This is a genomic window from Photobacterium makurazakiensis, assembly GCF_050336715.1.
Classification (GTDB): Bacteria; Pseudomonadota; Gammaproteobacteria; order Enterobacterales; family Vibrionaceae; genus Photobacterium; species Photobacterium makurazakiensis.
In genome coordinates this window covers 18523-31525 of sequence record NZ_JAKJSJ010000046.1, presented here as the reverse complement: position 1 = coordinate 31525, position 13003 = coordinate 18523, and the positions used below count along the sequence as shown (strand labels likewise).

12 protein-coding genes are annotated in these 13003 nt (G+C 42.1%); 5 read left to right on the top strand and 7 right to left on the bottom strand.

All coding sequences use genetic code 11. The annotated features are described in order from the left end of the window. Positions 1 to 77: 77 nt before the first annotated feature. The 5 genes from L4D09_RS19545 to L4D09_RS19525 are packed head-to-tail and all read right to left on the bottom strand — an operon-like array spanning position 78 to position 4649. Positions 78 to 1847 (bottom strand): bifunctional molybdopterin-guanine dinucleotide biosynthesis adaptor protein MobB/molybdopterin molybdotransferase MoeA, encoded by a 1770-nt coding sequence (locus L4D09_RS19545; RefSeq protein ID WP_428459205.1) that lies wholly within the window; start codon positions 1845 to 1847, stop codon positions 78 to 80. After that, positions 1844 to 2428 (bottom strand): molybdenum cofactor guanylyltransferase MobA, encoded by a 585-nt coding sequence (mobA, locus tag L4D09_RS19540; RefSeq protein WP_428459204.1) that lies wholly within the window; start codon positions 2426 to 2428, stop codon positions 1844 to 1846. Before mobA ends, L4D09_RS19545 begins: the two co-directional genes overlap by 4 nt. Then, positions 2415 to 3119 carry an ABC transporter ATP-binding protein gene (locus L4D09_RS19535; protein ID WP_428459203.1) on the bottom strand — a complete coding sequence of 235 codons (705 nt, stop codon included), beginning with the start codon at positions 3117 to 3119 and terminating at the stop codon, positions 2415 to 2417. Before L4D09_RS19535 ends, mobA begins: the two co-directional genes overlap by 14 nt. Positions 3120 to 3134: 15 nt before the next feature. Further along, entirely contained in the window at positions 3135 to 3836 is a 702-nt protein-coding gene (locus L4D09_RS19530) for an ABC transporter permease (protein WP_428459202.1), read from the bottom strand. Beyond that, complete coding sequence (locus L4D09_RS19525; protein WP_428459201.1) at positions 3837 to 4649, bottom strand: ABC transporter substrate-binding protein; 813 nt, start codon at positions 4647 to 4649, stop codon at positions 3837 to 3839. A 294-nt stretch (positions 4650 to 4943) separates the two neighbouring features. Between L4D09_RS19525 and L4D09_RS19520 the strand changes: the two genes are divergently transcribed. The 4 genes from L4D09_RS19520 (at position 4944) to L4D09_RS19505 (ending at position 10164) form a co-directional block, all read left to right on the top strand. Further along, complete coding sequence (locus L4D09_RS19520) at positions 4944 to 6437, top strand: sigma-54-dependent transcriptional regulator (protein WP_428459200.1); 1494 nt, start codon at positions 4944 to 4946, stop codon at positions 6435 to 6437. 16 nt (positions 6438 to 6453) lie between these two features. Further along, positions 6454 to 8496, top strand: coding sequence for a sensor histidine kinase (locus tag L4D09_RS19515; RefSeq protein ID WP_428459199.1), 2043 nt, complete (start codon positions 6454 to 6456; stop codon positions 8494 to 8496). A 508-nt stretch (positions 8497 to 9004) separates the two neighbouring features. Next, positions 9005 to 9355, top strand: coding sequence for a hypothetical protein (locus tag L4D09_RS19510; RefSeq protein WP_428459198.1), 351 nt, complete (start codon positions 9005 to 9007; stop codon positions 9353 to 9355). A gap of 341 nt (positions 9356 to 9696) precedes the next feature. Beyond that, positions 9697 to 10164: a 2TM domain-containing protein gene (locus L4D09_RS19505; protein ID WP_428459197.1), complete on the top strand. Its 468-nt coding sequence runs from the start codon at positions 9697 to 9699 to the stop codon at positions 10162 to 10164. A 42-nt stretch (positions 10165 to 10206) separates the two neighbouring features. Here the strand turns inward: L4D09_RS19505 and L4D09_RS19500 are convergent, their stop codons facing one another. After that, entirely contained in the window at positions 10207 to 10698 is a 492-nt protein-coding gene (locus L4D09_RS19500; protein WP_428459196.1) for a peptidylprolyl isomerase, read from the bottom strand. Between the two features lie 412 nt (positions 10699 to 11110). On the opposite strand from L4D09_RS19500, the gene L4D09_RS19495 reads away from it, so the two are divergent. Then, positions 11111 to 11956 carry a trypsin-like serine protease gene (locus L4D09_RS19495; RefSeq protein ID WP_428459195.1) on the top strand — a complete coding sequence of 282 codons (846 nt, stop codon included), beginning with the start codon at positions 11111 to 11113 and terminating at the stop codon, positions 11954 to 11956. A 61-nt stretch (positions 11957 to 12017) separates the two neighbouring features. On the opposite strand, the gene pdxY is transcribed toward L4D09_RS19495, so the two are convergent. After that, entirely contained in the window at positions 12018 to 12872 is an 855-nt protein-coding gene (gene pdxY / locus L4D09_RS19490) for a pyridoxal kinase PdxY (protein ID WP_428459194.1), read from the bottom strand. Positions 12873 to 13003: the final 131 nt, after the last annotated feature.

Genomic DNA, 13003 nt, shown 5'->3' with positions numbered 1-13003 from the left:
AGTAACAGGAAAGAAACATTGATCGGAAGTGCAGCAATAACCCAGCATTGAAGCTGGGTTTTTTAGTTTGATACGCGTTATATACGATTGACTAGCGGTATCACACGCACTGTTTCTCCAACCTCGATACTAGGCTGTTCAGGCACAATTTCAATTAAGCAATTTGCTTCACTCATCGAACGTAAAATCCCCGAACCTTGCTGGCCTGTTGATTTTACGGTTAGACGGCCATTTGCATCTATGCCATAACAACCACGGCTATATTCTGTACGGCCTAGGCGAGAGCGTAATTTTTCTTCCGCGATGGCATTGAATGTTGTCGCTTCCCAATGAGTCATCCCCTGAAGTTTACGGATAGCAGGCTCTACAAATTGTAAAAAGACGACCATGACGGCGACAGGGTTACCGGGTAAACCGAAGAAGGGTTTCGCTTGGATTTGACCAAAGGCTAGCGGTCGGCCTGGGCGCATGTTAATACGCCAGAAATTAATCTGGCCTAACTTGTCCAGCACAGTTTTGATGTAATCAGCATCACCAACTGATACTCCTCCCGATGACAAAATTAAGTCTGCTTGTTCGCTCGCCGCTGTAAGCGTTGCTTCAAGTGATGCTTCATTGTCTTCGATGATACCAAGGTCAATCACTTCACAGCCGATTTTGGTCAACATGGCATGGAGTGTGTAGCGATTAGAGTCGTAAATACAATTTTGTTTTTGGTCTTCGCCAGGGTGTTGTACTTCATCACCGGTCGAGAATATAGCGACCTTAACTTTTGGGCGAATATTTACCGAGTTTAAGCCTAGTGAAGCAATCATTCCGAGTTCTGGGGCAGTGATTTGTGTACCAGCACGTACTGCAGCTTGTCCTCGCGCGAGATCCTCACCTGCTTGACGCACATTCTGCCCTTGGCGGATTGTACCCATGGAAAGGTCAAAGGTAACGGTGTCACCATCTTGTTGGGATTGTTCACGCATGATAACCGTATCAGCATTTTCAGGTACGGGTGCTCCTGTCATGATGCGGACAGCTTCACCTTGTTCCAGCGGTATATCATAGTGATGTCCAGCCATTACTTGAGCTACAACGTTATAGCTATTTCGTTCAATATCATCGCCGCGAATCGCGTAGCCATCCATTGCCGAGTTGGTGTGCTGAGGGACATTCACTGGAGATAAAATGTCTTCTGCGACAATTTGTCCCAGCGCTTGTTTAAGCGCAACGTTTTCAGCAAGGGAAGGTGCGACGATTTGGCTCAATATCTTTTCGCGCCCCTGCTCGACAGATAGCATGCCTGAAGGGTCAAGATCGCTACAGCTGAGTGGGGCTGTTATACCTTGCTTGGCAAAGTTAACCACGTAATCAGTGATTTTATCCAAATCATTAATATTAAGTTGTGGTAGTGATGTTTCGGCTGTGATGTCGGCAGCAACAGCGATAATGTTATTGTCTTCTGGATGAAGCCAAGGTTTACCGATTTCTTCTCTGTGAAGTTCAATTTTCGGGAAATCGAGCTTTTTAAAGCCTTCAACCAAAATCAAATCGAGTTTGGTTTGATCAAGCTGGGCAATCAGTTGCGGCAAGTTCGCTTCTTCTTCCGGTGTTTCTGTCACCATTGCGCGGCGGTAACGAGAAGAAATGAGCATCTGACCCGCGCCTGCTTTACGCAGTCGGTAACTGTCTTTACCTTCCTTATCAATATCAAAGTTATGATGAGCATGTTTTATTACGGCAACACGAACGCCACGTTCAACAAGCTTTGGTAGTATGGCTTCAAGTAACGTTGTTTTACCTGTTCCGCTCCATGCGGCAAAGCCTAAAAGAGGAAGGCTTGCAGTAATTTGACTCATAAATTTTGTCCGAAATGTGCTAGTTCTTCTGGGGTGTTTAAGTTCACAAATGCGTTAGGCTGGTCGCTAAAATCAACGGTGATCATATTGCATTGCTTATAGAGTAAGATGATTTTACGGTCACCATTTGCGAGAAATGCTTCCAACTTTGGCAGTATGCGTCGATGCAGTAGCGTCACTACTGGTTGAATATGTTCACCATCATGGGCAACAGCGATATCGGTTGTTTCGTCGCAAGCATCCGCCATGCGGCTAACGAGATCATGAGGTAGTTGTGGGCAGTCACAAGGAACAAAACCCACCCAGTCATCGTTTAAGTGATGAAGTGCCGCATGCATACCACCCAGAGGGCCAGGGTAATCTTGAATGTGGTCACCAAAAACAGGACCATATTGTTGGTAAGTTGATGCGTTTCTATTAGCGTTTATTGTGATGGCATTTGTTTGTGATTTAAGAGTATCCATCACATGTTCAATCATGGCTCGGCCGGCTAATTTAACTAGCCCTTTATCATTACCGCCCATGCGGCTTGCTTGTCCACCTGCTAAAATGACCCAGCTAGTGTTTTCAGGCGTAGGCATAGCTATCGTTATCCTCGTCTACAAGATGTAGTTCAGCACGTTCAATTAAGTTTGTATCAGTAATTGTCCATTGGCGACGACACAATGCCGTAAGTGCATTTTTCTGGTGACTTGTGATCACTAAACTTGTTCCTCGTGAGAGTAAATCTTTAGATAGCACAACGAGCCTGTCGATAGACTCAGGATCCAAGCTTGCACTTGATTCATCCATTAACAATACGCCGGGTTTTAATACCCAAGCGCGTGCCATTGCAACTCGTTGGCGTTCACCACCAGATAAAACAGAAATATGTTCGTCTGCCAAGGTTTCTAACCCTACCATACGAAGGGCATTAATAGCTTCAGTTCGGCGTTGTTGTCGGTCTCGAATGGTGAATTTAAGGCCATAAGAGACATTATCCATCACACTGCCATCAAACATGTAAGGTGTTTGATGCATATAGATAACACCGCCATTGCTCTGTGTGCTAAAAAGGCGGCGCAGTAGTGATTGTTTTTCAAGGCTAACAACACCTGTCGTTGGCTTTTGTAACCCACTCAGTATTTTTAATAGCGTCGTTTTACCGACACCATTATCACCAGTAAGGTAGATAGCATCTTTAGGGCCAATAGAAAGTTGAGGAATGTGAAACAACAGGCGATCTTTGAAACGTATGGAAAGGTCTTTAGCCTGAATAGATAGTTGAGTCATTACCTGTTCCCCGACTTAATTTGTGCGCAAGTGGGCTTTACCACGAGCAACAGATAAAAGAAAGTTTAGTACGAGTGCCAAAATCAGCAGCACCATTCCTAAGGCAACACCTTGGGCGAATGCACCTTTAGAGCTTTCTAATGCAATCGCCGTAGGAATATTTCGTGTTGAATTTAATATATTACCACCAACCATCATCGAGCAACCAACCTCGGTAATGATTCGGCTAAATGCAGCAATGACAGCGGCTAACAGCGGGAATCGACTTTCCCACATCAGGCTCATTAGCGCCCGTGGGAGGCTTGCACCTAGCGTAAGGGATGTTTCCCAAGCTCGGCGATCGCTGTTTTGAAAGGCTGCGTGCATCATTGAAACCAAGATCGGAAAACAAATGAGGATTTGGCCAAGAATCATCGCTTGTTGCGTAAACAACATTTTCCAATCACCCATAGGGCCCGAGCGAGATAAAAGCATATAAAGCAATAGCCCAATCACGACTGTTGGAATCGATTGAAAAGTATTAAATAACGATAAAATCAGCCATCGGCCAGGAAACTTTCCATAGGCGAGGGCGAAGCCAATCAACAATGCTGGCAATAGCACAATGCCTATTGCCAGCAAAGACACGGAAAAAGAAACCCCCACGATTCCCCACAGAGCGCCGTCACCGCTCAGTAATAGTTGGATCGCTTGTTGTGTGGTTTGCCATATATCCATTTATTGAGTAATCGCGCTCGCGACAAAAAGTTGCTCGCCATGTCGCTTGTAGTTGTTAATCAGAGACTGTGCTTTTTGATTGACTAACCAGTCACTGAATGACTTAGCACCTTGATAATTCGTATCAGGGTAGCGGCTTGGATTGACAATAATGACTTGGTACGGATTAAACAAACGATCATCACCCTGAAGCACGATCTCTAAATCTAATTTGTTTTGATATGCCAACCAAGTACCACGGTCTGTCATGGTATAGCCTTGTAGTTCTGATGCCATATTCAGCGTGGGACCCATACCTTGTCCTACTGCTTTATAGCCACCAAAATTAGGTTCGATTTTTGTTTGAGACCATAGTGTCAGTTCTTTTTTATGCGTACCTGAGTCGTCACCACGAGAGACAAATGTTTCGTTTTCATTAGCAAGTTTGGTTAGGGCTGCCGCTACATCGGTCATGCCTGWCAGTTTTGCTGGGTCAGATTTTGGTCCCACAATAACAAAGTCATTGTACATCAGTTTACGAGGTAAAACGCCGTAGCCTTTTTCAACAAAATTAGCTTCTGCTTCAGGCGCATGTGTCATAACGACATCAACGTCACCATTTTGTCCCATCCGAAGTGATTTGCCGGTACCAGCCGCCAGCACTTCTACGCTATAACCGGTATCTTTTTTAAATGCTGGTAATAGGTAATCTAATAGCCCTGAATGGTAAGTACTGGTTGTTGTTGCAAGGCGGATAGTCATGTCTTCAGCTGCTTGAAGTGCAGTCGCAGAGAAAAGAGTTAAGACAACAAGCGTTGATTTTAATAATTTCATAGGTCTTCCTGACAGTTTAGTCATTTGAGAATACATAGAGTTCTAGTACCAAACTAACCACCAACTAACGTGGTTATAGAATGCACAAGCTGTTATCGCCTGTATAAGCAATTCAAGTGCCAACTTGATGAGCGCTAACATTTTATATGTGAAAATTTATTTAACGTAATGATTTAAAACAAAAATAGGTTAAATACCTACGAAAAAACAAGAAACAATTAGAAACAACTTTGACAGACATTATGTTGATAAGACAAAATGTCTCATCAATAACCATAGCTAAATTATGTATTTATGTCTGAGAACACCACGATTTCATGGTCAGCCGTTTCGGTACTTGTTGTTGATGACGAACCGGGGATGCGCGCTATTCTAAAAAAAGCGTTGAGCAAACAGTTCGCCCAAGTTGATGTTGCGGGTAGCATTGAGGAAGCTGAAGAAATTCGTAAACGCTGTCATTTTGATTTACTCATTGTTGATATCAACTTACCTGGTCGTTCTGGTATCGAGTGGCATGAAGCATTTGACCCGTCAACTCGACGCAGTGACGTGATTTTTATGACAGGCTATGCAAATCTCGATACGGCAATTCAAGCGCTTCGTGCTGGTGCTTCCGATTTCATTTTAAAACCATTTAACTTAAATCAGATGATGCAATCAGTCAGTCGTTGTATTGAGCGTCGGCTGGTTGAACGGCAAAATTTCGCGTTGCAACGTGATGTTTCGCGTAGCTATCCTGTTGATATTATTGGTGATGCACCACGTACATTGGCGATGAAAAAGTTAATTGCTCAAGTTGCACCATCACAAGCAGCTGTATTGGTTGAAGGTGAGTCGGGCACGGGTAAAGAACTGGTGGCAAGGGCTCTTCATCAAATCAGCAAACGTAGCGGTCCTTTTGTGCCGTTAAACTGTGGCGCTATTGCATCCGATTTATTGGAAAGTGAATTGTTTGGCCATGTATCAGGGGCATTCACCGGGGCTAAAAAAGGACGGGAAGGGCTATTTAGAGTTGCCAATAACGGCACACTTTTTCTTGATGAAATTGGTGAAATGCCAATGTCTATGCAATCGTCATTGCTACGAGCACTAGAACAAAAAGCAATTCGCCCAGTGGGCGCAGAGCGTGAAGTGAGTGTTGATGTACGAATTGTTGCGGCAACAAATCGAAATTTAAAGATTGAAGTCGAAGAAGGGCGTTTTCGCCGAGATCTTTACTACCGACTAAATGTACTGACGATTGAATTACCCTCACTACGTGAGCGATTGGATGATATACCTGTTTTAGCCCATCACTTTACCCAGCAATTAGCGAAAGATATTGGCTCTAAGCCTGTCAGTTGGACGCATGAGGATATTCAGGCGATGCAGTCGTATGATTGGCCGGGTAATATTCGAGAGTTGCGTAATATGATGGAGCGTTGCTTATTGCTAGGAAAACCGCCAGCAGATTATTGGCGTGAGTTATCTGGTCTTCCTGTCAGTACTGATAAAGACGTTGAAACAATACCGATGACAGCAGACAGCAGCATGACTGACAATGTGACGATAGTATCTCCCGTCGATGCTCAAGAGCTGTGCCAGTGTCAGGGTGTAGATGGTGAGGCATTTTGTTACCCATCTGATTGGACGCTGAAAGAAGTCGAAAAAGCGCACATTATGCAGGTTGTCGATTCGCATCAGGGGAATAAATCGGCTGCAGCAAGGCAGCTTGGGGTAGCGCGTAAAACATTGGAAAGAAAATACAAAGATTGGGCTGAAGAGTCTGTTTTTACCCCTCATAATTAACAGGGAATAGGCATTAATGAAACAGTATATTTTAATGTGGGTACGTCGCTTTCGTACCATGGTTCGTTATCGCTTATTGTTACTGACTTCTGTACCAATCATTATTACGTTATTGGCCTTAGTTGCATTAACCATGTATTGGACTGTGATGTATACATGGCAAAGTGCGCTTATGAATGTAAGAGCTGATCTCGCCGTTGCCCACCATAGTATGGTGTTGTTGCAAAAAGAGCAGCGGATGCAATTGACAGCGTTAACCGAATCTTATGATTTTCAACACTTACTGCGCAATGATGAAGCCAAACTCATTGATTGGGTGAAGCTGCAGCCAAGTCATTACGATTTAGATTTTGTTGTTATACATCCAGCTTCGGCATTAGGTGGGTTTTCTAAAGTGAACCGCCGTTTACTTATGCGTGGTGAAGAGCAAACATTCTTTCAGACTTTAAAAGATTATGAGTTAGATTCGCTCAACCCCGATTTACCTGCACGAGCGCAAATACCATTGTTAAATGAAAGTGGAATTGTTACCCGTGGCTTGGTAAGCCGTAGCTTAATTCCTATCTTCAACTCACAAGGTAAACTCCAATGGATTGTTGATGGTGGAATGCTGCTTAATAACAGTACGTTGTTGGTAGATCGAATGCGTGATCTTGTTTATGCATCAGATACCTTGCCAAAGGGAAGTATTGGCACAGTAACGTTATTTATGAATGACATTCGAGTCAGTACCAATGTGCCGCTTGATAGCAGCCAGTTAAATGGGAGGGCAGTAGGCACTCGGGTATCTGATGATGTTTCCAAGTCGGTGCTTCAGCGCGGTGAAACTTGGGTTGATCGTGCTTTTGTCTATGATGACTGGTACGTTTCGGGTTATGAACCACTCAAGGATCATGATGGCAATATAATAGGTATGCTCTACACGGGCTATCTTGAATGGCCCATAATAAAAATATATTTAATGAATATTGTTGAACTCGGTTCAGGCATTCTTGCCGTGTTATTGCTCTCGGGAATAATTGTTTACCGTGGAGCAAGGGATCTCTTCTTACCGATTGAAAAAATGCATCAGGTAGTATCAGCCATTAAGATTGGTTTAGACCGCCGTATTGGCCCCTTAAACCTAACATCAGGCCATGAATTAGAGATCTTGGGGAGACAGTTCGATACTGTACTTGATCAACTACAACTGCGTAATGACGTGATTAAACAAGCATCATTAGAATTAGAAGATAAAGTAAAAGAACGTACCCAAAGCCTTCGAGAAAAAACGGAAGAACTTGAGCAGCATATTAAATTATTAAATCAGGCGCGGAGTAAGCTAGTGAGCACCGAAAAACTAGCGGCACTCGGTGAGTTAACTGCCGGCATTGCCCATGAAATTAATAACCCGACGGCGGTGATCCTTGGCAATGTTGAGTTACTTCAGTTTGAACTAGGTGATGACGCAGAAAAAGTTCAAGAAGAATTAGAAGCTATCCATCAGCAAATTGACCGAATAAGCAATATAACTCGAAGCCTACTTCAATATAGTCGCCAAGGTGGTGTGCAAGATGAAGTGACATGGCAGCATTTGAACCCAATTGTTGAAGAAAGCCTAACGTTAGTAAGAACGGGTACAAAGCAGCTTGATATTCAAATCGAATCCGTTTTAGATGCAAAATGCTCGGTGGAAGTGAATCGTCATCAGTTATTACAAGTTTTGGTTAATCTGCAAATGAATGGTGTTCATGCCATGAACGATGAAGGAATATTGCGTGTAACGACAGAAGACTGGGTTAACGAACAAGGTGATATTACAGGCGCAATCGTGAATATTACTGACTATGGCTGCGGTATTTCAGAGAAGAACTTACAACGTATATTTGACCCATTTTTCACGACAAGACGAAGTGGTACAGGCTTAGGGCTATCGGTTAGCCATGGAATTATTAGTGGTATAGGGGGAGAGATAATAGTGCAATCATCCCTTGGCAAAGGAACAACTTTTTCAGTGTACTTACCACAAAAGGCAATATCTGATGAGAAGCAGGTATTAGCATTTGAAAACATTGGGTGAGCTGGTGTCGAGGTGAAAATAAAAAGGCATGAAAATTAAATTCATGCCTTTATTACTGTCTACAGTGCAAATACATCAGTTGGTTTTTCACACGGAGATACCAAGTTAGTTATTACATCAAGAACAAACCGACGACCATAAAAGCTAAACCAGTCAGAGCGGTGCGAGTAATTAATCCAGTATGGGTTGGGTTGATCATTTCATTATGCTGCATATATTTCCTTTTTATGACAAATGTAAGAGTGTTGCGTTTTTTTCTTGTAAATAAAGCCTAGATCAAATTTCTCATAATTGTGAATATAAAACTGTGATCTGCGTCGTTTTTTGTATTCTCTGCATAAATCCATTCATAAAACTGTCATTTAGTCATTGTATTAACATTTGCAGCACTTTAACTGGTTTCCATACTGTAAATATATACTTAATCATTTCATGGAATTAAATATTTAGACTCGAAATTTATGTGCCTATACTTGATTRAAGCATGATAGTGGGGTGGAGGCGTGTGATGAAACTAGCTCTATTAACAACGGGTGTACTACTACAATTTATTGCGTTATTTGTGGCTTTTTACTCTGATGTTGAGGGGAATATTTACATCGCGACATTAATATCGGTCGCAGCGATGGGGTGTATCGTGACGATAAGAAGCTTAGCTGCGCCTGTTTGCCTAATTGCAGGTATTTTAATTGGCTTGTCACTGTCACATAACCAATCAGATTTAAAAACGCTAAATTTGCTAGAGCAGCAGGCAATCGCCGCATTAAATTTTGAAGAAGAAAGTATAGAGAATTCTGAATCAGGAAATGTGATACAGGTAGAGCCCATCTTAACGGTATCGACTACAAATGTTGAATGAGTTAATTTTAATAAAATAGCAATGAGCTGGAATCCCACTGAAACCTGTACCTTGAAGTAGCTTGAGTATACCCCTTTAAGTATTATTGGTCGCAAAATCAAATATCCCTCCTAATAGACATTTAATTACATCACTGTTATTGCCATAATTCTTTTTATTGTGATAAGAGTGATAACATTTATTTTCGCAAGGTGCTTTACTAATGTTGACGTTACATTATGCATCTTTTCATTCTTATCATATTGATTTTAAAGAACTGTCATGTTCTTGTCGTGCTTGTGTCGTTCCGGTAGGTTGGGCTAAAGGATAGTATTCATCAAAACAGCAGGAAGGATTCTACGGTGATTATTAGAAAAATGAGGTTACAACGAGGTTGGTCTCAAGAGCATCTATCTCAACTAAGTGGACTAAGTGTTAGGACAATTCAGAGAATAGAAAGAGGGCAGAATGCTGGCCTTGAATCGTTAAATGCTTTGGCTGCTGTTTTTGAAGTTAACGTAACTGACCTTAAAATGGAGTCAAGCATGAACGATGAATTAACGGTTTCTAGTGAAGAGAAAAAAGTAATTGAACAAGTCAGGGAGATTAAAGGATTTTACTCCCACCTAATCACATATGGTTTAGTTATTACGATGTTATTTGTGATTAACTTTATGACAGACCCTAGCTATATATGGGCATGGTGGCCAGCAATGGGGTGGGGAATTGGTATTGTTTCTCATGGCCTGAGTGCTTTCGAAGTATTCAATTTTTTTGGGGCAGAATGGGAAAAGCGTCAAATAGAAAAGCGGCTTGGTCGAAAGTTATAATCGCAAAATCAGTGCCACAGCAAAGAGCGGCACTGATTGATATTATTTGATTGTTACGGCTTCGATGATAATTGAGTCAAGTGGTACATCATCGTGGCCATTTTTCGATGTTGTGTAGGTATTTGCTATGTTATTTACAACATCCATACCCGCAGTTACCTTACCAAAAACGGCGTAGCCCCAGCCTTGGTTTGTGGTCGCTGTATAATCAAGGAAATCATTATTTTCTAAATTAATGAAGAATTGCGCTGTCGCTGAGTGGGGGGCATCGGTTCTTGCCATGGCGATTGTGCCAATAGTGTTTTTTAGCCCACGGTTTGCTTCATTAACGATAGGCGCGCGAGTTGGCTTTTCTTGCATGTTTTTGGTAAAGCCACCACCTTGGATCATAAACCCTTTGATAACACGGTGAAAAATAGTGCCAGTATAGAAGCCATCTTGGCAATATTGTAAGAAGTTCTTCGAACTTACGGGTGCAGTGTCCATATTCAGCTCTATATCGATATCGCCGAAATTTGTAGTGAAGGTAATCATATTTTCTATAACCAAATCGCTAAACATTGAATCTTTCAGTATACGTAATCAGTTCTGTGAACTGTAGTGGTAATTATAGAGAGCCTGTCTATAACGTTTAAATTCACGTAAGTGGTGAGTTTTTAATCATATGTGAATGCCGATACTCGTAATATAGTGAGCCGATCATTACCGATGATGGTAACTACTGATGTATTTATGTCGCAGGTTGATATTTAAATTATGAAAAAGGCATAATTAGTGTCAATAAATTTAACACTTTACCATTATAAATATTCATAAATAATGCGCTGAAATTTTAAAATGCTTTGTTATTAGGTAGTTAATAGATAGGCATAAATATTGCTTAATAATTTTGATAATCGCTGACTTATGGAACTCGTTTTCATTGTTATTATCAAAAGGACCTTATATGAAAGCTTTAGTACGCATTGCTGCTGCTGTAATACTCTGTATAGCTCCATTTCGAATTTTTGCGGTGGTTTTAGGGGTAACTGATAACAGTAATCAGTATTCAAATGTTGGGTTTATTGCGACAGGAAATGGCACTTTAGCTAGTGGGGTCCTGATAGCCCCGAACGTCATACTTACCGCAGCTCACGTGGTAGAACAGCATAACCTTAACCCGAATAGTTTCTTTCGTACTGGGGTTGATGCTTTCAGTAGTCCTGATCAAACCATTTCAATTTCAGGCAGTGGCCTAATTGACCCTCTGTATTCACCGATAACATTATTTCATGATATAGGGCTACTATTTCTAGATTCGCCAATTGTACTGCCAAGTTCTACATTACTCTGGGCGAAGCCTTCGGCAGAGCTATTAGGGATAGCTGGCACAATGGCTGGATATGGCTTTAACAATGTTGGCCATACAACTGGATTAGGAACACGTCGTACAGGTGTTAGCAATGTAGTCAGTGCAACTGACACATTGTTAACCATTGGGATTCCGGCGTTAGCACCTGGTGATAGTGGAGGGGGATTGTTTGTAGATACTCCCCAAGGGCGTGTACTCGCTGGTATTAACTCTTTTGTTGCTAATGGTGGTGGAGGCTCAACAATATCGGGTTTTATTTCTGTGTCTGCGGCAAAAGATTTTATTGATATGAATACTTCTGGTGTTAATTGGTACGGTGTGACGGCCAGTAGCGTGCCAGAGCCACTACCTATTACTTTTTTCGCCGCGGGACTACTTACGGTCGTAGTTACTCGCCGTAGTAAGCATTCTTTGGTACACCCGTCAAAAACAAGAGCCTAAAGTAATATTAATAGCGAACAATTTGATTAGTTGTTCGCTATTTGACGAGATAGTGCTGGAGTTACAAGGCTGTGACAGTGAAATTAATTGTAGGCTCTACAATTTCGTTTTGTGCTGCAATCGTTTGTAATTCCCATTCACCTCTATCAGAAGTCGCTTTTAAAATGGCATAGCAAGCATCGTTACAGTGCGCAAAAGCTGCTTCTGGGTTGTTACGCGCGAGTAACTGGCCAGTAAATAACGAAGAAATTAAATCGCCAACACCGACAGGTTGTTTATCGAACTTAAGGTGTGGACGTTGCGCCAGCCAGCAACCATCTTGAGTTGCGAGCATCATTGAGAACTTCTCATCAGAAACGCTGTGTAAATGCTTGACTAGCACGACTTTCGGCCCCTTGGCTAAAGCACGCTTACAGGCTGTCATTGCATCTTCCAATGAGTGTATTTCCATCTCAGCAAACTGACTTAACTCAAACTGATTAGGCACGATAATGTCAGCCATTGGCATTAAGGTGTTGATCAAATGTTCAGCTATACCTGGTGCAACGATACAGCCTTTGTCTGGTGCTCCCATTACAGGGTCACAAACATAAAGTGCACTCGGGTTTGCAGCTTTTACTTTTTCTACCGTATCTTTTATTGCAAGGCATTGCTCAGCACTGCCTTGATAACCACTCAGAATTGCTTCGCAATTCTCAAGTTGTCCAATAGCTGCCATACCTGAAACAAGGTCGGTGATGTCATCTGCATGGAAAGCACGACCCGTCCAGCCCTCTTTATATTGCGTATGGTTTGAAAATTGTACGGTGTGAATAGGCCAGACTTCATACCCCATTCTTTGTAGTGGGAACACGGCAGAACTATTGCCTGCGTGGCCGTATACAACGTGTGATTGAATAGACAGTATGCCTTTCATGTGTAGATTCCTATTGGGTATGGTGATATTGGTTCTGATAATAATGGGACTTTTCTTATATCACAATCACTTAACGAAGTAGATTGTGCTAGATATGGAAAATCACGACAGTCACTTACTTTTCTGCCTCA